This is a genomic window from Streptomyces sp. NBC_01166 (genome assembly GCF_045039765.1).
Taxonomy (GTDB): Bacteria; Actinomycetota; Actinomycetes; order Streptomycetales; family Streptomycetaceae; genus Streptomyces.
The window spans coordinates 7,415,787-7,437,621 of sequence record NZ_CP108613.1 but is presented as its reverse complement, the minus strand read 5'-3'; the positions used below and the strand labels follow the sequence as shown (position 1 = coordinate 7,437,621).

Sequence of the window (21,835 nt, the reverse complement as noted above, 5' to 3'; positions counted from 1 at the left end):
ACGAACACCTCCGCTACCCTCTGCCTGCTACATCGGCGCCGGCGCAGGCGGAGGCACTCATGAACAGGCAGAGCGGGGCAGAACGCCCTTATGACGTCGTCCTTTTCGGGGCCACCGGCTTCGTCGGGGCGCTCACGGCCGAATATCTCGCGGCGCACGCGCCGGAAGGCTGCCGCTGGGCCCTGGCGGGCCGCAGCCGCGGCAAGCTGGAACAGCTGCGTGAGCGCCTCGCCGGACGGCACCCGCGCTGCGCGGACCTGCCGCTGCTGACGGCCGACGCGGACGACGCCGACGCCCTGCGCGAACTCGCCGGGTCCACGCACGTCGTGGCGTCCACGGTCGGACCGTACGTCTGGTACGGCGAGAAGCTGGTCGCCGCCTGCGCGGAGGCCGGGACCGACTACACCGACCTCACCGGAGAGGCCGAGTTCGTCGACCGCATGTACCTGGAGCACGATGCGCGGGCCCGCGAGACGGGGGCGCGCCTGGTACACGCCTGCGGCTTCGACTCGGTACCGCACGACCTCGGTGCCTACTTCACGGTCCAGCAGCTTCCCGAGGGAGTGCCGCTCACCGTCGACGGCTATGTACGCACCAACGCGGTCTTCTCCGGCGGTACGTTCGCCTCGGCGCTCACCGCGATGGGCCGTGGCCCGCAGATGGCGCGGGCGGCGCGGGAACGGCGTCTGCACGAGCCGCGCCTGGTCGGCCGCAGGGCCCGCGCCCCGCTGGGAGCACCGCACTTCAGCCCGGAGACCGGCACCTGGGCGATGCCGCTGCCGACCCTGGACCCCCGGGTGGTGGAGCGGTCCGCGCGAGGACTGGAGCGCTACGGCCCCGACTTCCGCTACCGGCACTTCGCCTCGGTGAAGCACCTGCCGGTGGCGCTCGGCGGTACGGCGGCGACGGTCCTGCTGGCGGGGGCCGCCCAGATCCCCGCCGCGCGCAACTGGCTGTCCGCCCGGGTCGAGCCGGGCACCGGTCCCGGCGAACAGCGCAGGAAGCGCAGCTGGTTCACCGTCCGCTTCATCGGGGAGGGCGGCGGCCGACGGGTCTGCACGGAGGTGTCGGGCGGCGACCCGGGCTACGACGAGACGGCGAAGATGCTGGCCGAAGCGGCTCTGGCGCTCGCCCTCGACGACCTGCCGGCGACGTCGGGTCAGGTCACGACGGCCGTGGCGATGGGCGACGCGCTGCTGGAGCGGCTGACGGCTGCCGGGCTGCGCTTCCGGGTCGCGGCGGTGCGCTGAGCCCCGGGGGCCGCGCGCACATGGTTCAGAGCATCCAGGACGCCAGCGTGACGACCATGGACACGGTCCAGCCGGCGCCCGCGAGGACGCCCAGGGTCATGCCCACGGCGACGCCGCGCTGGGAGAGACGTACGGTTCCGGTGCTCATCTGAGGTGCGTGGTGGTCGATCATGTGTACCAGCCTGCCCCTGATGTTCGACAAGCAACATCCGTATTTGTACTCAGTCGGCAACAGATCTCCGGGCAGGGACCTCGATCAGCCGATCGCTTCCTTCAGGGCGGCCCGGCAGAGGGCGTCCGCCCTGCGCGTGGTCTCCGGCTGACGGAAGTCGCGTGCCAGCGCGAGCGTATGGGCGCAGGCGTTGTCCAGGCCGGTGCGGTGACCGACGGAGACGAAAACGGGTTTCGTGTCGTCCTGCGTGCGCAGGGCCCGGCCCACTTCCTCGTCCCCGTCCATGAGCGGGGTGAAGTCACCGCGCCGGGGGCCGGGTTGTTCGTAGTGGAAGGTGAAGGGGTTCTTCGCCACGCCGATGACCCGCAGGCCGGTGAGGACTCCGAGATGGCTGGCGAGCCCGAACCTGCGGGGGTGCGCCCGCCCGTAGCCGTCGCAGACGACGAGCCCCGGGTCCACCGGCAGCCCCTCCAGTGCCGCCAGGACGGCCGGTATCTCCCGGAAGGCGAGCAGGCCGGGGACGTACGGAAACGTCACGGTGCCGTTCGCGGTGGAGCTGGCGATGACCTCCAGGGTCGCCGCGTCCAGGACGACGGCGGCCGCGACGACGAGGTCGCGCTCGTCGTCGTACGCGACGTCGACACCGGTGACGCGGCCCGTGCCGGGCGGCGGGCCCGGTTCGTCCAGCACCACCTGCGCCCGCAACGCGTCCTGGACGGAGCGGGCTTCGGCCTCGTCGGCGGGCATCCGGAAAGTCGTCATGACCGGTCAGTCTAGGCACCGGTAGCCTGGCGATCATGTTCGTACTCGAGTTGACCTACACCGCACCGGTCGAGCGCGTCGACGCCCTCATGACGGAGCACGTGGCCTGGCTGGACACGCAGTACGCGGCGGGGGTGTTCATCGCCTCCGGGCGCAAGAACCCCCGCGACGGCGGTGTGATCCTGGCGGTGGGCGAGGACCGCGCCGGGATCGAGAGGCTCGCGGCCTCCGATCCCTTCGCGGAGCACGGGGTGTGCGCCTACCGGATCACGGAGTTCCTCGCGACGAAGACCGCCGAGGCGCTCGCACCGTACCGGCAGCAGCTGCCCGGCTAGTGCTCCGACCGCATAGGTTCACCGGGTTGGCGGTGGCACGGTCCGGACCGGTTGGATGTGGGCAGGTACGCATCCGCAGCGAGAAGGGCCTCCGCCGGGGAGGACGCCCGCTCACCCATGCAGCCTGACTTGTCGAGGACCTCCAGGAGCCCTGATGGCAGTGGAAATCGTCTACGAGACACACGCCACCACCACGGACAACGAAGCCGGCATCGCCACCGGCTGGCTTCCGGGCCGACTCTCGGACCTGGGCTGCCGCCAGGCCCGGGAACTGGGCGAACGCCGACCCGGCGACGGCTTCGCGGCCGTGTTCGCCTCCGACCTGCACCGCGCTGTCCAGACAGCCCGGACCGCGTTCCCCGGCGGCCGTCCCCCGATCCACCAGGACATCCGACTGCGTGAGTGCAATTACGGAGACCTCAACGGACACCCGCTCTCCCTCATCGCCGCCCGACGAGCCCAGCACATCGACGAACCCTTTCCCGGAGGCCAGAGCTACCGCCAGGTCGCCACGGCCACCCGCGCCTTCCTCCACGACCTCGCCACCGGATGGGACGGCAGCCGAATCCTGGTGATCGCCCACTCGGCCAACCGATGGGCACTCGACCATCTGCTCACCGGAACACCGCTGGAAGAACTACTCCAAGCACCGCCCACTTGGCGCCCGGGCTGGCACTACACGCTCTCTGCCGACTGGCCCGCCTCGATCCGGTGAACCTCTGCGGTCAGAGCACTAGTGACCTGACTCAGAGATTTCCTGTCTGTTCTGGCGACAATGAACCATGGACCATCTGCTGCACCTCGACCGCACACTCGATGAGCTGGACCCACTTCGCTGGGCACCTCCTGCCTCTGACGCGACCCACTTGGTCCGCAAGGTGCATGAGTTGCGACGCGTTCCGCCGGCCGAACTCGGTCCGGCGGATCTGCGCACCCTCATCTCTCAGCAGGTGGCGCTGCCGTAGGTCCTTCAGGGCCGAACGCGTTGTCGGAGGCTCTGCCTGGTGCTGTGACCGCATAGGTTCACCGGGTCGGTGATCCGCGAGGTCAGGAGCCGCGCTTCTGGATCAACACGAGCCACCGTGCGTCCATGGCCCCTCCTGGAGGCCGAACAAGCGACTCAGGACGGCGATCACCAGAGCGCGAGTTGGCCTTAGGGGCGCTGCGGGCCGTCGGCTCACTGATCCGCGGTGCTCAGCTGGATGGTCCCGTCATCGTGTGCGGCCCTACCGCCGGTTCGAGCAGCGACAGCGTCCGCTGCTGCGCGTCGAGGCCGACGCGGATGCCGACCGGCATCGGCAGATTCGGGCCGGCATGCCCGAAGTCGACGTTGCCCAGGATGGGGATGTCGCGGTCGCCGATGACGTCGAGGACGATTTCGGACAGGGTCGGGGAGGTGCCGGGCTCGAGTCCACTGATCTCGCGCGGAACGCCCACGACCATGCCGGAGATCCGATCGAGGATGCCGCAGTGTCGCATCACCTGCAGATAGCTCCACACGTGCGATGCCAGGCCACCCATCTCCTCCCAGAACAGCACCGCACCGTCGAACTGTTCGAGTGGCAGCGCGAAAGGTGTCGCCTGCGCCAGCACGATGCGGTTGATCACTCCACCGATCAGCGGGCCTTCGACACGACCAGGACGCCAGCACTCCCAGGACGGGCTCGTAGGCAGTGCACCGATCGCCTCGGTACTGGTCAGCAACCTGGAGTAGAGCTGCTCGAGTTCCGCTTGGCGCGCCACGGGCGCAGACTGCCAGTGCCCGCCGAAGCCGGGGACGGCCATGTCGGCATGGAACCCGACCAGCCCCGTGCGCGCGTAGAGCACCAGGTGCAGCAGTGAGATGTCGCTGTAGCCGAGGATCGGCTTGGGGTCGGCCCTGATCGCCTCGACGTCGATCAGGTCGAGGTAACCGAGCACCGTCTGGCCGCCGTCACTCGCGACGATCGCGCGCACCTCGGGATCACGCAGAAGACTGTTGAGCTCCCCGGCGATCTCCGCCGGCCTTGCCGCGCTCCACCAATGGCGGCGTCCTGCTTCGAGTAGCGAAGCCCGACGCACGCGGAATCCCATCCGCTCGAGCACCACCACCGTCTGCTCGACGTTGGGCTCGTAAGCGGCCGGCAGAGGACCGGACAGCGGGGCGATGACAACGAGATCTCCGGGCCTCAGGGCACGCGGTCGAAGCAGTTGAGGCGGTGCAGAACCAGTCATGGCGTCAGTGTCGCCGGTGCCATTGGCAGGGTCACGCGAGTTCCGCCGGTCGTCCGCCCCAGCGCAGGATCTTCTTGCCGTTGTGGGCGGAGAGGTCGCCCAGGATCACGACCGGCGCGCCGTCCGGGCGCGCGGCGCGGATCGACCTGAGCGCGGCCAGGGTATTCCCGGTGCCCTTGCGACGCCGGTTCGCTCCCCACAGGGTGTCGCCGCCGACCGAGTAGCAGCCGTAGAAGCAGGTCACCCCGTGGGTGCGGTGGTAGGTCGCTGACACCCCTACCGCCCGGCGGCGCGCGTGGTGAGGTCCTCGTCCGTGATCGGGCGGACCACCCGGCAAGGCGTGCCGAGCGCGACGGTCATCGCGGGAATGCTGCGGCTGACGACGCTGCCGGCACCGATGACGGACCCGTATCCGATGCGGACACCGGGCAGGACCACCACGTTGCTGCCGATCCACACCTTGTCCTCGATCACGATCGGTTCGGAGAACCGCCCGAAGTCGGCACGTCGCGAGGGATGCACCGGGTGTCCCGTCGTCGTCAGGGTCACGCCCGGAGCGATCATGACGTCGTCGCCTATGCGGATGTCCACGTCGTCGACGCACGTCAGGTTGACGTTCCCGAAGAAGTCGTCGCCGATATGGACGTTGCTGCCGAACGCGGCGTTGAACGGCGGCAGCAGAACCGTACGTTCACCCACCGAGCCCAAGATCTCGACGAGCAGCGACCGGCGCCTCTCCGTCCGGCCCGGAGGCGTCAGGTTGTACTCGAAGATCTGCTCCGTGCGGCGCCGAGGGGCCAGGAAGGCCGCTTCCGACTCGGTGTAGACGAGCCCCTTGGCGATCCGGGCCAGAACGTCGTCCTCATGAGCATCCGCCACAGCGAACGGTCCTTTCATCAGATTTTCCGGGGGCCGGGCTCTATCGCAGCCGCGCGACCCGGCCCTTCTCGCCCGAGGCCCAGCAGCCGCCGTCCGGGGCGCAGTCGACCGTGTCGTACGAACCGGTGTCCACGGTCCGCCAGGTGCGCCCGCCGTCCCGGGTGACGTCGGTGCCCGTCGGTCCCACGGCGAGCGCCGAGCCCCGGCTGTGGGGCAGCCAGGCGACGCCCGAACGGTAGGCGGGCGGCGGGGTGGCCGCGCTCCGCCAGCTCCGGCCGCCGTCCCCGGTGACCGACGCGGCGTCCGGCGACGCCTCCCCGGCGCGGTAGTCGCCACCGACCGCGATGCCGTGCGTACGGTTCCGGAAGGCGAGGCCGAACACGCCTCGCGCGGGGTCCCCCGCAGGGATCAGCGCCCCGGCTTGCGTCCAGGTCAGGCCACGGTCGGCGGAGTGCAGCACCCGGGCGGCCGCCGCGCCGCCGGTGGCGAGCCAGACGTCCTTGCGCCCCGAGCTGACGAGGCACTGGCCGCTCGCCGCGAATCCGGCCTCTCCGGGCTGCGCCGCGGGCATCCCGGCATCGGGCAGCACCCGCCAGCTGCGCCCGCCGTCCGAGGTCGACAGGATGCGGAACTTCCCGTCCACCGGGTCGCTCATCGCGAGACCGTGACGGCTGTCGAAGAAGGTCAGACAGTCGTAGAAGGCGCGGGCGTCAGTGTTACGGAAGGACTCGGTCCAGGTCGCACCCCCGTCCTCGGTACGGAAGACGCGGGACGCCTCGCCCTCGCCGATGGCCAGGGCCACCGCCCGCCGCCGGTCGAGGGCCTCGATGTCCCGGAACTCCAGTCCGGCGGCGCCGTCCGGCGAGACATCGCGCCAGTGGCGCCCACCGTCCGTCGTGCGCAGCACCGTGCCCCCGGAGCCCGCGACCCATGCGGCGTCGCGGCCCACGGCGGTGAGGCCGCGGAAGCGCGCGTCCGTGGCCGTCTTGGTGAGCGCCCATTCCGGCTTCCGGTCCTCGTGCCCGGCCGGAGTGGCCTGCGCCGAAGGTGTGGCCAGTGCGGCGGTCACCGCCGCCCCGCACAGGAGCGGTGCGATCAGCCGTCTCGTCTTCCCCATGGCCCTCATGGCGCTGGAAGCTAGCCCACCGGTGGACGCGCGTCCAGGGTGCGCCGCCCCGATCGGGGCAGTTGACCGGAGGGAGACGGGACGGTGACGCAGCTCACGCCGCCCCCCGGTGCACGGATGGAGGCGTTCCGTCGTCTACTCCAATGCCGGGAACCGTTCGTCCGAGGCGAGAGGAAGCAGGTCTTGTCCAGCGTTATCGAGCAGTCCGTGCAGGCCCGTATGGTCGCGTCCGCGCCGCGTATGGAGACTCTGCCCGCCACACTGCACTACGACCGCAAGGACCCTTTCGCTGTCCGTATGGCGTTCCCGGCCCCCGCGACCCTCGAGGGCACGGAGGTGTCCTGGGAGTTCTCGCGTGAGCTGCTCGCCACCGGCATGGACGCGCCGGCCGGCCTCGGTGACGTCCGGGTCCGGCCGTTCGGTTACGACCGCACGGTGCTGGAGTTCCACGCGGTCGAGGGCATCGCCATGGTCCACGTCCGGACGTCCGAGCTGCGGCGCTTCCTGAAGCGGGCCCAGGAGCTGGTCCCCGTGGGGGACGAGTACCGCTTCATGGACCTGGACGGCGATCTGAGCGATCTCCTGGGCGGGTCGGCCTGAGACGACGGCCCGCCCTCCTGAAGCGCCGCCCGAATTCGGTTGCGTGGCCACGGGCCGGCTCGTAGCCTCGCCGATGTCCCTGTTGTCGTCGGATCGGAGAAGGACGTTGCTCCACATCTGAGGTGTCCGCATTCCGCGCCGCGTGCCCTGCTGCACGCGTGCCCTGCGTGACCCCAGTGTCCGAGCCGTTCTCCGTGATTCCTCGACGCAGCCGGGAGGCCCTTGTGCCTGCATCCACCACGCATATTCACTGCACCTCTCTCTCGTTCGCCTGGCCCGACGGGAGCGAGGTCTTCGATGACTTCCAACTGGCCGTGGGCCCCGGCCGGACCGGGCTGATCGGTCTCAACGGCTGCGGCAAATCCACTCTGTTGCGGCTGATCGCCGGTGACCTCACACCGACGGCCGGACACATCGGCACGGCCGGCGACATCGGCTATCTCCCCCAGGACCTCGTCCTCGACGTCGCTCTGCGGGTGGACGAGGTCCTGGGTGTCGCCTCGACGCGGGCGGCACTCCACGCCATCGAGGCCGGCGATGCCCGCGAGGAGCACTTCGCCGCCGTCGGGGACGACTGGGACGTCGAGGAGCGCGCCCGGGCCGTGCTCGACCAGCTCGGCCTGTCCGCCATCGGTCTCGACCGGACCGTCGGCGAGCTGTCCGGCGGCGAGTGCGTGCTGCTGCGCCTGGCCGCCCTGCTGCTGGCACGCCCTGCCGTCCTGCTTCTGGACGAGCCGACCAACAACCTCGATCTGTACGCCCGCGGGCAGCTGTACGACGCGGTCGACGCCTGGACCGGGGTGCTGGTGGTGGTCAGTCACGACCGGGAACTGCTGGAGCGGATGGACCGGATCGCGGATCTCCGCGACGGCGCGGTCACCTGGTACGGCGGCAGCCTGTCGGCGTACGAGCAGGCGCTGGCCGTGGAGCAGGAGGCGGCCGAGCGGATGGTGCGGGTCGCGGAGGCCGACGTACGGCGGCAGAAGCGCGAACTCGCCGACGCCCACGTCAAGCTGTCCCGGCGCAAGCGGTACGGGCAGAAGATGTGGGAGACCAAGCGCGAGCCGAAGGCCGTGATGGGCCAGCGCAAGCAGACAGCCCAGGAGTCGGCCGGCAAGCACCGCATCATGCACACCGAACGGCTCGCGGACGCGGAGGAGCGCCTCGACGAGGCGGTCGAGGCGGTACGGGACGACGAGGCGATCCGGATCGAGCTCCCGCACACCAAGGTGCATCCGGGCAGCGACGTGCTGCTGCTCCGCGACCTCGAACTCGCCTACGGGGCCCGGGTGCCGGGCGAGTGGGAGCTCCGCGGTCCGGAGCGGATCGCGCTGATCGGCCGCAACGGGGCGGGGAAGACGACACTGCTGCGTACGGTCGCGGGCGAGCTGGACCCGGTGTCGGGCGAAGCGGCCGCCCAGGTGCCGGTGGGCTTCCTGCCGCAGCGCCTCGACGTCCTCGACGACGCGCTGTCCCTGGTGGACAACGTGGCGCGCTTCGCCCCCGGCACCACGGACAACGGCATCCGGGCGAGGCTGGCACACTTCCTCTTCAAGGGCGGGCGCGCTGACCGCCCAGCCGGGACGCTCTCGGGCGGCGAACGTCTCCGGGCGACGCTCGCGGCGCTGCTGCTGGCCGACCCGGCGCCCCGGCTGCTGATGCTCGACGAGCCGACGAACAGCCTCGATCTGTCCGGCGTGCACCGTCTGACGTCGGCGCTGGCGGCGTACCAGGGAGCGCTGATCGTGGCGAGCCACGACCTGCCGTTCCTGAAGTCACTGGACATCACCCGGTGGCTGCTTCTGGACGAGGACGGGCTCCGGGACACCACTCCCGGGCAGTTGCCGGGAATCGGGGGGTGAGGGCGCCCGACTTGTCCCCTCAAAGACGCCCATGACCTGCAGGGATGACAGTGTGTGAGCGCGCAGTGCGAGGACCGGGCTTGGCCGCGGCCTTACTGCCGCCTTAACCTACGGTCACGTAACCTACGAAGCCGTAGGTAATTCTCCCGTCCCCAGGAGCTCCCCCGTGACGATCACCTCTCCCCACACAGGCAGTTCGAAGGCGTGGACCGACGCCCAGCTGCTGTACGCGCTGGAGGAGGTGGTGGAGAAGGAACTCAACCGCCATCTCAAGGTCGCCAAGGACTGGATGCCCCACGAGTACGTGCCGTTCTCCGACGGCCGCAACTTCCCCGGCCTCTTCGAGGACGGGGAGGCGTGGGAGACCAGCCAGTCCAAGGTCACCGACATCGGACGTATCGCCCTCGTCGTGAATCTGCTGACCGAGGACAACCTCCCCAGCTACCACCACGAGATCGCCTCCCTCTTCGGCCGCGACGGCGCCTGGGGCACCTGGGTGCACCGCTGGACCGCCGAGGAGGGCAGGCACGGCATCGTGATGCGCGACTACCTGCTCACCTCGCGCGCCGTGGACCCGGACAAGCTGGAACAGTTCCGCATGACGCACATGGCGGAGGGCTTCGAGTCCGACAACCGCCACTCCATGCTGCACTCCGTGGCGTACGTGGCCTTCCAGGAGCTCGCCACCCGCGTCTCGCACCGCAACACCGGCCACCAGTCGGGTGACCCCGTCTGCGACCGGATGCTGGCGCGGATCGCGACCGACGAGAACCTGCACATGGTCTTCTACCGCAACCTGCTGGGCGCGGCCTTCGAACTCGCCCCGGACCTCACGATGCAGTCCGTGCGCGACGTCGTCGTCAACTTCCGGATGCCCGGACACGGCATGCCGGGCTTCGAGCGGGCCGCCGCGCAGATGGCGATCGGCGAGATCTACAACATGCGGATCCACCACGACGACGTGATCCAGCCCGTCCTGCGCTACCTGAAGGTCCTCGACATCGACGGCCTCGGCCCGGAGGGTCTCAAGGCGCAGGAGGAGCTCGGGCTGTACATGAACGGCCTGGACAGCGAGGCCGCGAAGTTCGACGAGAAGCTGGCGAACCGCAAGGCCCGCATGGCGGCCCGGGCCGCACAGGGCTGATCCGCTCGGTACGTCCGCCCGGCCGGGCTCGGGATCCGCTCCCCGACCCCGCCGGACAGCGGCGGCGCACGCGTGATGCGTGTGCCGCCGCTGTGCGTTCACACGTCCCCCACAGCGCATCCAGGCTGTCCCCACAGCTTCACGGAACGTACTCTGTGCCGGGTGAAACCAGTGACGCGTCTTGTTCTTTTCGGCGCACCGATCGCCATCGCCGCCTCGATCCTGTTCAGCGGTGGCGACTCGGAGCCGCCCACCGCCGCCCGGCAGGCGCCCGAGAAGACCGGCACGGCGACGCCGGCCGCGGCCGAGCAGGCCGACGGGAACGCCGACGAGATCGACGCCCTGCCGCCCGGCCTCGCCGCCCCGGCGATGAAGGAGACCGCGTCCCGGCTGGTCGCCAGCGCGGAGGCGTCCACCCTGGACTGGCGCAGCCAGTACGGGGCGATCGAGGACGTCGGCGACGGCACCGGCTACACCGCCGGCATCATCGGTTTCTGCTCCGGCACCAACGACATGCTGCAACTGGTCGAGGCGTACACCGAGGAGCATCCGGACAATGCGCTGGCCGCGTACCTCCCCGCCCTGCGCGCGGTGGACGGCACCGATTCGCACGAGGGCCTGGATCCGGGCTTCACCGATGCCTGGCACAGCGCCGCGGAGGACCCGGCGTTCCGGAAGGCCCAGGACTCGACGCGCGACAGGCTGTACTTCGAGCCGGCGGTCCGTCTGGCGAAGATGGACGGCCTCGGCACCCTGGGGCAGTTCATCTATTACGACGCGATGGTCCTGCACGGGCCCGGTGTCGAGGCGGACGGCTTCTACGGCATCCGCGACGCCGCGATGGCCTCGGCGGACACGGCCGCGGAGGGTGGCGACGAGACGGCGTATCTGAACGCCTTCCTCGACGAGACCCGGTCGGCGATCAAGGCCCGGAAGGTGCAGCGCGACACGACCCGGATCGACACAGCGCAGCGGCTCTTCCTCCGCGAGGGAAATCTGGGACTGGAGAAGCCGCTGGTGTGGCAGGTGTACGGCGAGACCTTCCGGATCCCGTGAGGGGAACGGTCTCTCACACCCCGGTGTTCAGCCGCGCTCGGACCGGCCTCTGCGCAGCCGGTCCCGCTCCTTCTCGGAGAGCCCTCCCCAGACGCCGAAGCGCTCGTCGTGGGCGAGTGCGTACTCCAGGCAGGCCACCCGGCCCTCGCAGGCGTTGCACAGCTGTTTGGCCTCGCGGGTGGAGCTTCCCGGCGCCGGGAAGAAGAACTCGGGCCCGGCCTGCGCGCACAGCGCGGTCTCCTGCCAGGCGAGCTCGTCGGGGTCGGTCATGGTGTTGATCGGCATGCGCCACACGGTGCCGGGTCGCGATAAACAAGTGATCAACGATTGTTCAACGGCAGGCCGGTCCGGGCCCACCGCCTCTCCGGCCTACTCCATGGGTGCCGGCTTGATCACCGCGAACGCCGCACCCGCGGGGTCGGCGAAGGTGGCGATCCGTCCGACCTGCGGCACGTCCGTGGCCGGCATGGTGACCCGGCCGCCGAGCCGTTCCACGCCTGCCACCGTGGCGTCGGTGTCGTCCACGGCGAAGTACGGCAGCCAGTGCGGCCCCGCCTCGGCCTGGGCGGGCACCGCGTCGAGGGGCACGATCCCTCCGAAGGAGGAGTCGGCGCTCTTGCTGTCGGCGGGCTGGATCATGGTGTAGGTACCGCTGGGGTACGACATCTCGTCGGTCTGCCAGCCGAAGACGGTGTGGAAGAACGCGGCCGCCGCGGGGATGTCCGGGGTGTACAGCTCGGACCAGATCAGCGCACCCGGCTCCATGATCATGCCGAGTCCGGTGTTCGTCCCGGGCTGCCAGACACCGAAGTACGCCCCGGTGCTGTCCGTGAAGCCGCCCATGCGTCCGTAGTCGAGCACGTCCATCGGAGGAAACGCGGCGGTGCCCCCGGCCTGCTCGACCGTCCTCGCGGTGGCGTCGGCGTCGGGGGTCTGGAAGTACACCGACCAGGCGGGCTTCCCCTGGTCCTCCGGCACGGTCATCACGCCGGCGACGGTTTTCCCCCGCAGCTGGTACATCCCGTACCCGCCGGTCTCGGGGCCGCCGGCCACCATGTCCCAGCCGAAGAGGCCGTTGTAGAAGGCGGTGGCCACGGCGAGGTCGGGGGTCCCGAGATCGATCCAGTTGGGGGCGCCGGTTACGAAGGCCGGGTCGAGCATGGTGTGCTCCTCGGGCGGAATCCGTGTCTCACGCGTTCCTCACGCCAGACGTCCTGACCCTCGAGTCTTGCACCGGCCACCGACAACCGCAGCCCCGGTGGGCCGGCCGGGGCTGCGGGGGTTCAGCGCGTGACGCCCAGCGCCGGAAGCACCGTTTCCGCGACTCTGTAGGCCTCCTCCAGCAGGGGGTTCCCGGACAGGATGAACGTGTCGACACCCAGGTCCTCGAACTCCTTGAGACGCTCGACGACCTGGGCCGTCGAGCCGACGACCGCCGTGCCCGGACCCGGCCGGAACAGGCTCATGCCCGGCCACATGTTGGGGTGCGTCTCCAGCTCCCGCGCGCGGGCCGGGACCCGTCCGCCGTGCTGGCGGAACTGGCGCTGCCAGCCCACCCCCTCCTCGCCGGCCCGGTCCCCGAGCATGCGGGCGTACGTCGCCTCGCTCGTGACGTCCAGCAGACGGTCTGCGGCCGCCCAGGCCTCGTCCTCGGTGTCACGGACGATGAGGTGGAGGCGCAGCCCGATACGGAGGGTGCGGCCGTGGGCGCGCGCCCGCGCCCGGACCTTCTCCAGTTTCTCCTTCAGCAGGTGCGGCGGTTCGCCCCAGGTGAGGAAGACGTCGACGTGCTCGGCCGCCATCTCGATCCCCGGATCGGACGAGCCGCCGAACCACAGCGGGACGTGCGGCTCCTGCACCGGCTTCAGATCACGGAACGAGGCCCCCGCGTCCCGCAGGTCGTAGAAGCGGCCCTTGTGGTCGAAGACCTCGCCGGCGGTGAGGCGCTTCACGATCGACCAGTACTCGGCGCTGAGCGCGTACCGTTCGTCGTGCTCCACGTGGAGTCCGTACTCCCGCAGCGCCTTCGTCGAGCCGTTGACCACGTTGAAGCGCAGCCGGCCCCCGAAGAGCTGGTCGAAGCTGAGCGCCATCTTGGCCAGCAGGGTCGGTGAGATGAGCCCTGGATGGACGGCGAGCAGCGGTTTGAACCGGGTGCTGGTGGATGCGGCGAGGGCGCTGCCCAGCGGCCAGACGTCGTACAGGTCGGTGGCGAGCAGGGCCCCGCTGTATCCGAGCTGTTCGACGGTTCCGGCGAGCCGGCTGAGATAGCCGAGGTCGGCGGTCCGCCGGCCCTCGGGCTCCCAGGGGTAGGCGCCCTCGCGCGGGATGATGTACCAGAGGACTTCTGCCGCCACGGTACTCAGACCGCCTTCGGGCCGGTGGAGACGCGCGCCCGGGCGGCGGCGACCTCGACCGGGCGGTCGATGAAGCCGGTGCGGTGGAAGATGTCGGCGGCCTCCTGCTGTTCGGCGATGAACTCGTCGCTCACCGCCTCGATCCTCCATGGCAGGGCGCGCAGCGCGGTCTCCCAGTCGTCGGCGCTTCCGCCCAGGTCCGCCGCGGCGATCTCGGCGGCTGCACGGGGGTTGGCGGCCGCCCAGTCGTCGGCCCGCCGCAGAGCGCGGGTGAGCGCGTCGACGATCTCGGGGCGGCTCTCGGCGAAGTCGCGCCGGGTGAAGAAGACGGAGCGGTCGGAGATCACGTCGCCCGTGGCGATGAGTGTGCGCAGACCGCCGGCCTTCCGGGCTGCCGCGAGTTCGGGCCCCTGGGCGATCCAGGCGCCGATCTCTCCGGCGCGCAGCAGCCGTTCGCTGGCACCGTTGCTGCGCACCGCGGTGATGTCGTCGGCGTACGAGAGTCCGGCGTCGTCCAGCGCCTTGGCGATCAGATGGGTCTGCCAGGACCCGATCGCGAGGTGGACGGTCGTTCCCGCGAGACCGGCGACGGTGCGGACGGGGCTGTCCTCGGGCACCAGGATGGCTCCGTGCCCGGGACGCGGGGCGGAGACGGCGGTGTAGACGAGGTCATGGCCGGCGGCCTGGGCGGTGACCGGCGGAGTCGAGCCGGTGCCGCCGAAGTCGATGACGCCCCGGGTGAGCAGCTCGCCGGTGCGGACCCCGTTGGTGTACGGGAAGAAGGCCACCGTTTCGTCCAGTGCTGCGAGTTCTTCCTGGGCGAAGCCCAGACGGGAGAGGTGGTACAGGTGGTAGAGCGACGGGTTGCTGCTGTGGACACCGATGGTGACGGTCATTCAGATCACTCCAGCTTCGGAGGGCGCGAGGGACGGTGAGGGCAGGGTGGTGGGAGGTTCGGGCCGCGGGCCGGGTCCCGCGTCGACCCCGAGGTCGCCGAGCAGCCGGCGGCGAAGTGCTGCGAACGCGGGGTCGCCCGGGTCGCGCGGCCGGTCGACGTCGACGGGCTCGTCCGTGACGAGCTTCCCGTCGCGCAGGACGGCGACGCGGTCCGCGAGCCGTACGGCCTCGTCGACGTCGTGGGTGACCAGCAGGACGGCGGGGCGGTGCTTGCGGCACAACTCCCCCACCAGGTCCTGCATCTTCAGCCGGGTCAGGGCGTCGAGCGCCGCGAACGGCTCGTCCAGCAGAAGGAGTTCGGGCTCCCTCACGAGTGCCCGGGCGAGGGCCACACGCTGCGCCTCGCCGCCGGAGAGGGTGCCGGGCCAGGCCTCCGCGTGCCGCTCGAGACCGACCTCGGCCAGGGCCCTCAGCCCGTGCGGCGCACGGCTGCGCGGCAGGGCGACGGTCACGTTGGCGAGGACCTTCTTGGACGGCACGAGGCGGGGCTCCTGGAAGACGATGGTGCGGGCCTCGGGGACCAGCACCTCTCCCCCGTCGGCACCGTCCAGCGCGCCCAGGATGCGGAGCAGGGTGGTCTTTCCGCTCCCGCTGGCCCCGAGCAGGGCGACGAACTCGCCCCGTGCGATGTCGAGCCGCAGGCCGTCGAGCACTGCCCTGGTGCCGAAGACCCGGCGCAGTCCCCGCACCCGTACGGCGGGCCGTTCCGCTCCGGTGTTCATCGGGTCCCTCCTTGCGGGGTCCGCCACGGCATCAGGACGCGCTCGAGCAGGCGTACGACGATGTCGGCGGCCAGGCCCAGGAGGCCGTAGATCAGGATGCAGACGGCGAGGATGTCGGTGCGGGCGTAGCTCTGCGCCTGGGACATCAGGTATCCGATGCCCTCGGTGGAATTGATCTCCTCGGCGGCGATCAGCGCGATCACGCTGAGGGTCATGGACAGCCGCAGCCCGGCCAGCAGCGACGGCAGGGCCCCGGGGACGACGACCTCCCTGACGACGGCGAGGCGGCTCATCCCGAAGCTGCGCATGGCCTCGACGAGCTTGGGATCGGTGTTGCGTACGCCGCTGGACGTGGACACGTACATGGGGAACGTCGTGGCGACGGCGATGAGGAGGATCTTGGCCGTCTCGTTGATCCCGAACCAGACCATGAAGAGCGGCACCAGGGCGAGGAAGGGGATGGTGCGCAGGGTCTGGAGCGAGGAGTCGAGGAGCTCGTCCCCGATCCGGGTGAACCCGGTGACGACGCCGAGGGTGAGCCCGGCGGCGAGGCCGATCAGCAGGCCGACCCCGCTGCGGGTCAGTGAGGTGGTGAGGGCGTCGGGCAGCTGCCCGTTCCCCCACAGCTCACCCACGGCTCGCAGGACTTCGGCGGGTGAGGCCAGCACGTCGGGGGTGAGCACTCCCGTGGCCGAGGCGGCCCACCACAGGACGAGGAGGGCGACCGGGCCGAGCGCGCGGACGGTCAGGGCGAAGGGGCGGCTGCGTGCCGTACGGAGCTGGGGGCGCGGGGCGACCAGTCCCTCGGCGGCGGCCGCCTCGGAGACCGCGCTCATGTCAGCTTCTCGATGTCGAGGAGGTGGGCCGCCACGTCCACCTCGGTCCTGGTGACCTTCTGCTCCGCGTAGAAGGCGGCGACGGCCTCGAAGCGGGCTACGTCCTCGGGGCCGATCGGATCGACCGTGCCGCCCCGGGCGATGAAGTCGGTCTGCACCTCCTCGGCCTTGCCGGTGACGGCGGTGGGGCCGACATCGGTGAAGACGTTCAGATAGGCGGCCGGGTCCTTCTTCTCCTTGACGCTGGACGTGTGGAGGTACCCGTAGAGGGCCTTCACGACCTCGGGGTGCTTCTCGGCGAAGCCGGTGCGTACCGCGTTCAGGCTGTAGTTGTCGGAGCCGATGGCCGCACCGTCCGCGACGAAGTGCGCCTTGCCGCTGCCGATCTCGGCCACGGCGTAGGTGGCCCAGACGGCCCAGGCGTCCACCTTGCCCGCGTTGAAGACGGCGGCGGTCTGGTCGGGACGCAGATAGACCCGCTGGACCTTGTCCGCCGGGATCCCGGCCTTGGCGAGCGCCTTCAGCAGCAGGTACTCGCCGGTGCCGCCCTGGTTGACGGCGACCTTCTTCCCCACGAGGTCGGCGACGGAGCGGATGTCCGAGCCGTCGCGGACGAGGATGCCCTCGCCCGCCGCGTCGGGGTCGACGGCGGTGAAGAATTTGAACCCGGGCCGCTGGGCGAGCGAGGTGATGCCCGAGGTGATGGAGCCGGTGGCGAAGTCGAGCTGGTCCGCGTTCATCGCCTGGGCGGCCGGGGCGAAGGGCCCGGCGCTGCCGGTCCACTCCACCTCGGCGCCCACCTTGCCGAGTGCCTTGTCGAGGCTGCCGTCCTTCTTGCCGACGGCGAGGACTCCGGAGTTGCCGGGGTCGGGGATGCGCACGGTGACGGTGGCGCCGGACCCGCTGTCGGCCTCGGACGTGCCGCAGGCGCTGAGGGCCACGAGCGCGGTGACCGTGAGGAGGGCGGGGGCGATCTTCGTACGGACTGATCGGTGCTGGTTCATACGGACAGCGGTCCTTCGGGTTCGCGGGCGGGCGAGGGAGCGGGGTGGAGGCGGGCGCGGGCCGCTGCCCTGTTCAGCGGCTCGGGATCGGCCCAGGCGGCGACGTCGACGGGCTCCGGGAGGAAGCCGTGGGCACGCAGCGCTGCCTCCTGCCCGGCCAGCAGGCCGAGGCGCTCGGCCGAGAGGTCGGGGTGCAGGGTGAGGTGGGTGCCGGGCCGGTAGGCGCCGGCGACCCCGGCGGCGCCCGCGCCGGTCTCGGCACCCAGGATGCGGTCGACGTCGGCCGGGTGCCCGGTGGCCCAGTCGGCCGCCCTGAGCAGGACGGCGAGGAACCGGTCGACGAGGTCGGGGTGGTCGTCGAGCAGCCGCTGGTGCACGGTGATGGGGCGTGGGGTGCCGTTGTTGACGCGGAACCGACGGTCGGGCAGCTCGTCGAGCTCGACGGCGACCTCCGCTCCGGCCCGGCGGGCGGCCTCGACGGCGACCGCGCCCTTCACGTACACCGCGTCCACGTCACCGCGCCGCAGCGCGTCGAGTTCGGCGGCCCACTGGCCCTCGTGCGCGTCGGCGGGTACGTCGACGAGCACGGCGTCGTCCAGGGCCAGGCCGGCGGAGCCGAGCGCGCCCTCGAACCCGCGCAGCGCCATGGCCCGCCAGAAGTCGATGGCGATGGTGTGGGAGGGCACGGCGAGCCGCAGGCCGCGCAGGGCGTCGGCTCCCCTGATCCCGGATCCGGGAGCGACCAGGACGGCCTGGCGTTCCTCGATCCATGTGAGGCCGATCAGCCGGGTCGCCTCGCCACGCGAACGAGCCCAGAGGGCGGGCACGTTGCCGCCCTCACGGAACAGGCCCGGCAGGGCGTGGGTGTAGTGGCTGGCGCGGTCCGCGTCGGGTGCGGCGTCCTGGAGGGAACGCACGGCGATGCCGTCGGCGGCGAACTCCTCGCTGAGCCAGCGCCGGTCGGCGGCGATACCCGTCGCGGTGGGTACGGGACAGCGGGTGAACCAGAGGGTGCTGGGCAGCACGGCGGAACGCGTCATGGATCTTCCCGGGGCTCGGTGGAGCAGGTGGGCGGGCCGCACCCGGCCCGAGGCACGAGGACACGGCCGCGGGCGGCGGAGGACGCCGCGGAGAACAGGGGGCCGGCCACCTCAGCGGGGTGCGGGGGCCGGAGCGGTGCGGGGCTTCAGCGACAGGCGGCGCTGGAGACGCGGGCCAGGTCGATGTGACGGCGCAGCGTGAGGGCGAGGGTGACGGGAGCGGAGCCGCCGGGAGACATGGACCTGAGGCCGGTCATGGCACTGCTCCTTCCCGTATGCCGGTGGTGAGGGACTGCAGACTGCCACGGGCCCGGCCCTACCCACAACTGTCCTCCCATGATGTGGGACCGAACATGAACTGCGTGTTGCACGACCCGGATTGACGACCTCGGTGCTCCCGTAATGTGGCAACCATGTTCCCTTCCATCCACCGAGCGGAGAGCGAGACCGGCATGAGTGAGGCAGCGGCGGCGCGTGCTCCCGGCGGGGCGCAGGCAGTCCGGCGCGCGCTGGACGTCCTTCACTGTTTCCACGACAACGGCCCCGACCTGAGCGCCTCCGATCTCGCCAGGCGCCTGGAGCTCTCGGCCTCCACGGCACACCGGCTGGCCCGCACCCTCCTCGGTGCGGGGTTCCTCGAACAGGACGCCCGGACCGCGCGTTATCGGCTGGGGCCCGCGGTGACGGAGCTGGGCCGGCTCTCGTACCACCAGCGCGGGCTGCACCTGGCCGCCCCGGAGCTGACCGATCTGGCCGAGCGCACGGGCGCCACGGCCGATCTCGCCCTGCGCAGCGGCCCGCATGCCGTGATCGTCGCGGGAGGCTCCGTCACACCGCGGACGGGCCTGCGCCGGCCGCTCCACTCGACGGCCCTGGGCAAGGTGCTGCTCGCCTGGGCCAGGCCGGGCGAGAGCGGCCCGGCCGCGCTCCCGATGCATGCCTTCACCGAGCGCACGATCGTGGAACCCGCTCTGCTCCAGGAAGAGTTGGATCGCGTACGGGCGGATGCGTACGCCCTCAACGACGGTGAGTCGGCGCCCGGGGTACGCACCCTGGCCGTGCCCGTGCTGGACGGCGCCGGCTATGCGCGCTTCGCGCTCGCCGTCCGCGCCACGCCGTCCGTGATCACGGACGGGCGGACGGCCTGGTTCCTCGAGGAGGCCCGCTCCTGCGCGCGTGCTCTGGAGGTGCTGCTGCTGACACCGGCGGAGCGCAGGGCGCCCGCCCGGTGAGCGCGGTGCCGCCCCGCTCCCGTGGCACGATGGGAGGGGCCCGGGGAGGCGCGGCCGCCGGTCACGGACGGGCGACGGGGACAGAAGGACGTACATGACGGGAAGAACGCCGGCGGGCCGGACGCCGACGGGCAGAGCCGCACGTGAGCTGCTCGACGAGGCCCGGACGCTCGCCGGAACGGCCCTCGCCGTCCTGGACGATCACCGCGGCGCCGTCGAGGCCGCGCACGCCGCGCTCACCCCCCTGCTGGACGGCCTGGTCGCCCTCGAACTGGCCGCCATCCCCGCCTCCAGGCTGGCGGACGTCACGGAGGGCCGGCTGCGGCTCGGCGCGCTGGAACAGGCCGGGTACAGGACGGTCGGCCGGGTCCATGGCGCCGGGCGTTACGAGCTGCGTCAGATCCCCGGTGTCGGCGCGCAGACGGCGGACCAGGCGCTGGCCGCCGCGCGGCAGATCGCGCACGCGGTCCGGGACACCGTCGCCGTACGGATGGACATGGACGCGTCGGACGCGGCGACGAACGCGCTGCTCGTCGCCCTGCACCGGCTGGTGGAGGGCGGCCCCGACGTGCGCCGGGCGGTCGACGCCGCCCGCCGTCTGGCCGCGGAGCTGGAACCGCTGCTCGTGGCGGCGGCGCCGGCGCGGAGCCGACTGCGGATGCTGTTCTCGGGACGGGCCGCCGGCGCCCGGGTTCCGGCCGCCGTCGCCTCCGTACGAGCGGTGGTGCGGGACGCGGACGCGCGCGGACTCCGCACCCTGTTCGGGCAGGTCTCCGTCGACCTGCTGCGCGGTCCCGCGTCGGAGGCGGAGGCCTGGGTCGATTTCGAGCTGCGCTCTGCCGAGTACTACAGCCTGCTCGCCGAGCTGTCGGGCAGCGGACCGGACCGGGACGCGGCCGAGGGGTTCCTGCCTGCCGGGATCGCGGACCGGGTCCGGGGGCTGCGGCTGGACGACACGTGCCTGCGGGTCTCGTTGCGCGGCTACCAGTCCTTCGGAGCGCGCTTCGCGCTGGCCCAGAAGCGGGTGATCCTGGGCGACGAGATGGGACTCGGCAAGACCGTGCAGGCCATCGCAGCACTGGCTCATCTCGCGGCCGGGGGCGAGAAGCACTTCCTGGTGGTGTGCCCGGCGAGCGTCCTGATCAACTGGCGGCGGGAGATCACCGCCCGCTCCACCCTGCGGGCCGTGCCGGTACACGGTCCCGAGCGGCAAGGGGCGTTCGGCGAGTGGTGCGAGCGGGGCGGGGTCGCCCTGACCACTTTCGACGCGCTGTCCACCCTGCCGGAAGGCCCGGAGTCCGGGGTCAGGCCGGGCATGGTGGTGGTGGACGAGGCCCACTTCGTGAAGAACCCCGAGACCCGGCGCTCCCGGGCCGTGGGCGGCTGGACGCGGCACACCGAGAGGGTGCTGTTCCTGACCGGCACCCCGATGGAGAACCGGGTCGAGGAGTTCCGGAGCCTTGTGCGGCAACTGCGGCCCGAACTGGCACCGCTCGTCACCTCCACACACGGCGTCGCCGGCTCGCACGCGTTCCGCAGGGCCGTCGCACCCGCCTATCTGCGCCGGAACCAGGACGACGTACTGAGCGAACTCCCGGCGCTGGTGCAGGCCGACGAATGGGAGGAATTCTCCCCCGCCGACCTGGAGGCGTACCGCGACGCGGTCGGCTCGGGGCACTTCATGCGGATGCGCCGCGCCGCGTACGCCCGCCCCGAGACGTCGGCGAAGCTGAACCGGCTGCGCGAGCTCGTCGCGGAGGCCGAGGCCAACGGGCTGAAGGTCGTAATCTTCTCGTACTTCCGTGAGGTGCTCCGGACCGTCCGGGAGGCCCTGGGCGACGGGGTGTTCGGTCCGGTCTCCGGCAGTGTCCCGGCCGCCCGCCGGCAGGAACTCGTCGACCACTTCGGTGCGGTGGACGGCCACGCGGTGCTGCTGAGCCAGATACAGGCCGGTGGCGTCGGTCTCAACATCCAGGCGGCGTCGGTGGTCATCCTGTGCGAGCCGCAGATCAAGCCGACGATGGAGCACCAGGCGGTGGCCAGAGCTCACCGCATGGGACAGATACGGACCGTGCGGGTCCACCGGCTCCTCGCGGCGGACAGTGTGGACCAGCGGATGCTGGACATCCTGGCGCGCAAGGACCGGCTCTTCGACGCGTACGCGCGGCGCAGCGACCTCGCCGAGGCGACGCCCGACGCCGTCGACGTGTCGGACGGGGCCCTCGCCCGGCGCATCGTCGAGGAGGAGCAGCAGCGGATGGCGGCCGGGGCCTGACCCGGGCCGGCC

24 protein-coding genes and 1 pseudogene are annotated in these 21,835 nt (G+C 71.4%); 10 read left to right on the top strand and 15 right to left on the bottom strand.

The features are described 5' to 3' along the window. The first annotated feature begins 59 nt into the window (after positions 1-59). Positions 60-1,250, top strand: a complete 1,191-nt coding sequence (locus OG379_RS33615; protein WP_405666901.1) for a saccharopine dehydrogenase family protein — start codon at positions 60-62, stop codon at positions 1,248-1,250. Between the two features lie 25 nt (positions 1,251-1,275). On the opposite strand, the gene mmpA is transcribed toward OG379_RS33615, so the two are convergent. Both mmpA and OG379_RS33605 read right to left on the bottom strand, forming a co-directional pair. After that, entirely contained in the window at positions 1,276-1,422 is a 147-nt protein-coding gene (gene mmpA / locus OG379_RS33610) for a morphogenic membrane protein MmpA (protein WP_014152821.1), read from the bottom strand. 84 nt (positions 1,423-1,506) lie between these two features. Beyond that, complete coding sequence (locus OG379_RS33605) at positions 1,507-2,184, bottom strand: endonuclease V (RefSeq protein ID WP_405666900.1); 678 nt, start codon at positions 2,182-2,184, stop codon at positions 1,507-1,509. Between the two features lie 35 nt (positions 2,185-2,219). Here OG379_RS33605 and OG379_RS33600 point away from each other — a divergent pair, with 35 nt between their 5' ends. The 3 genes from OG379_RS33600 to OG379_RS33590 all read left to right on the top strand — a co-directional run bounded on the left by OG379_RS33600 (position 2,220) and on the right by OG379_RS33590 (position 3,484). Then, positions 2,220-2,519 carry a YciI family protein gene (locus OG379_RS33600; RefSeq protein WP_405666899.1) on the top strand — a complete coding sequence of 100 codons (300 nt, stop codon included), beginning with the start codon at positions 2,220-2,222 and terminating at the stop codon, positions 2,517-2,519. Between the two features lie 154 nt (positions 2,520-2,673). Beyond that, complete coding sequence (locus tag OG379_RS33595; RefSeq protein WP_405666898.1) at positions 2,674-3,234, top strand: histidine phosphatase family protein; 561 nt, start codon at positions 2,674-2,676, stop codon at positions 3,232-3,234. A gap of 67 nt (positions 3,235-3,301) precedes the next feature. Further along, on the top strand, positions 3,302-3,484 hold the full coding sequence (locus tag OG379_RS33590) for a contact-dependent growth inhibition system immunity protein (RefSeq protein WP_405666897.1): 183 nt from the start codon (positions 3,302-3,304) through the stop codon (positions 3,482-3,484). Positions 3,485-3,713: 229 nt separating this feature from the next. Here OG379_RS33590 and OG379_RS33585 read toward each other — a convergent pair whose 3' ends face one another. The 4 genes and pseudogenes from OG379_RS33585 to OG379_RS33570 form a co-directional block, all read right to left on the bottom strand. After that, positions 3,714-4,733: an LD-carboxypeptidase gene (locus tag OG379_RS33585; RefSeq protein ID WP_405666896.1), complete on the bottom strand. Its 1,020-nt coding sequence runs from the start codon at positions 4,731-4,733 to the stop codon at positions 3,714-3,716. A gap of 58 nt (positions 4,734-4,791) precedes the next feature. After that, positions 4,792-5,001: pseudogene (locus OG379_RS33580) on the bottom strand (IS630 family transposase); the annotation flags it as partial. An 8-nt stretch (positions 5,002-5,009) separates the two neighbouring features. Beyond that, complete coding sequence (locus OG379_RS33575; protein WP_405666895.1) at positions 5,010-5,612, bottom strand: sugar O-acetyltransferase; 603 nt, start codon at positions 5,610-5,612, stop codon at positions 5,010-5,012. 40 nt (positions 5,613-5,652) lie between these two features. Continuing rightward, a complete protein-coding gene (locus OG379_RS33570; RefSeq protein ID WP_405666894.1) occupies positions 5,653-6,738 on the bottom strand; it encodes a WD40/YVTN/BNR-like repeat-containing protein in 1,086 nt (361 codons plus the stop codon). 183 nt (positions 6,739-6,921) lie between these two features. On the opposite strand from OG379_RS33570, the gene OG379_RS33565 reads away from it, so the two are divergent. From OG379_RS33565 to OG379_RS33550, 4 genes are all read left to right on the top strand, one after another. Continuing rightward, positions 6,922-7,338, top strand: coding sequence for an SsgA family sporulation/cell division regulator (locus OG379_RS33565; protein WP_393766498.1), 417 nt, complete (start codon positions 6,922-6,924; stop codon positions 7,336-7,338). 224 nt (positions 7,339-7,562) lie between these two features. Next, positions 7,563-9,200, top strand: a complete 1,638-nt coding sequence (locus OG379_RS33560) for an ABC-F family ATP-binding cassette domain-containing protein (RefSeq protein WP_405666891.1) — start codon at positions 7,563-7,565, stop codon at positions 9,198-9,200. 166 nt (positions 9,201-9,366) lie between these two features. Beyond that, the gene (locus OG379_RS33555; protein WP_405666890.1) at positions 9,367-10,344 is read left to right on the top strand and encodes an acyl-ACP desaturase; all 978 of its coding nucleotides are present in this window, start codon (positions 9,367-9,369) and stop codon (positions 10,342-10,344) included. A gap of 171 nt (positions 10,345-10,515) precedes the next feature. Next, the gene (locus OG379_RS33550; protein ID WP_405668740.1) at positions 10,516-11,400 is read left to right on the top strand and encodes a chitosanase; all 885 of its coding nucleotides are present in this window, start codon (positions 10,516-10,518) and stop codon (positions 11,398-11,400) included. A 27-nt stretch (positions 11,401-11,427) separates the two neighbouring features. Here OG379_RS33550 and OG379_RS33545 read toward each other — a convergent pair whose 3' ends face one another. The 9 genes from OG379_RS33545 to OG379_RS33505 form a co-directional block, all read right to left on the bottom strand. After that, entirely contained in the window at positions 11,428-11,685 is a 258-nt protein-coding gene (locus OG379_RS33545) for a WhiB family transcriptional regulator (RefSeq protein ID WP_393766407.1), read from the bottom strand. Positions 11,686-11,769: 84 nt separating this feature from the next. Beyond that, positions 11,770-12,561, bottom strand: a complete 792-nt coding sequence (locus tag OG379_RS33540; RefSeq protein WP_405666889.1) for a VOC family protein — start codon at positions 12,559-12,561, stop codon at positions 11,770-11,772. A gap of 122 nt (positions 12,562-12,683) precedes the next feature. Then, positions 12,684-13,757, bottom strand: coding sequence for an LLM class flavin-dependent oxidoreductase (locus tag OG379_RS33535; RefSeq protein ID WP_405666888.1), 1,074 nt, complete (start codon positions 13,755-13,757; stop codon positions 12,684-12,686). Between the two features lie 5 nt (positions 13,758-13,762). Then, entirely contained in the window at positions 13,763-14,653 is an 891-nt protein-coding gene (locus tag OG379_RS33530) for an ABC transporter substrate-binding protein (RefSeq protein ID WP_405666887.1), read from the bottom strand. Continuing rightward, positions 14,654-15,436 carry an ABC transporter ATP-binding protein gene (locus tag OG379_RS33525; RefSeq protein ID WP_393766411.1) on the bottom strand — a complete coding sequence of 261 codons (783 nt, stop codon included), beginning with the start codon at positions 15,434-15,436 and terminating at the stop codon, positions 14,654-14,656. Then, positions 15,433-16,272 (bottom strand): ABC transporter permease, encoded by an 840-nt coding sequence (locus OG379_RS33520; protein ID WP_405666886.1) that lies wholly within the window; start codon positions 16,270-16,272, stop codon positions 15,433-15,435. The genes OG379_RS33525 and OG379_RS33520 overlap by 4 nt, the downstream gene beginning before the upstream one ends. Continuing rightward, positions 16,269-17,276 (bottom strand): NrtA/SsuA/CpmA family ABC transporter substrate-binding protein, encoded by a 1,008-nt coding sequence (locus OG379_RS33515; protein WP_393766413.1) that lies wholly within the window; start codon positions 17,274-17,276, stop codon positions 16,269-16,271. The genes OG379_RS33520 and OG379_RS33515 overlap by 4 nt, the downstream gene beginning before the upstream one ends. Beyond that, a complete protein-coding gene (locus OG379_RS33510; protein WP_405666885.1) occupies positions 17,273-18,316 on the bottom strand; it encodes an ABC transporter substrate-binding protein in 1,044 nt (347 codons plus the stop codon). Before OG379_RS33510 ends, OG379_RS33515 begins: the two co-directional genes overlap by 4 nt. 146 nt (positions 18,317-18,462) lie before the next feature. Further along, positions 18,463-18,573, bottom strand: a complete 111-nt coding sequence (locus OG379_RS33505; protein WP_393766415.1) for a putative leader peptide — start codon at positions 18,571-18,573, stop codon at positions 18,463-18,465. A gap of 195 nt (positions 18,574-18,768) precedes the next feature. Here OG379_RS33505 and OG379_RS33500 point away from each other — a divergent pair, with 195 nt between their 5' ends. Both OG379_RS33500 and OG379_RS33495 read left to right on the top strand, forming a co-directional pair. After that, the gene (locus OG379_RS33500; protein WP_405668738.1) at positions 18,769-19,548 is read left to right on the top strand and encodes an IclR family transcriptional regulator; all 780 of its coding nucleotides are present in this window, start codon (positions 18,769-18,771) and stop codon (positions 19,546-19,548) included. Positions 19,549-19,642: 94 nt separating this feature from the next. Then, positions 19,643-21,823: a DEAD/DEAH box helicase gene (locus tag OG379_RS33495; RefSeq protein ID WP_405666884.1), complete on the top strand. Its 2,181-nt coding sequence runs from the start codon at positions 19,643-19,645 to the stop codon at positions 21,821-21,823. The last annotated feature ends 12 nt before the right edge of the window (positions 21,824-21,835 follow it).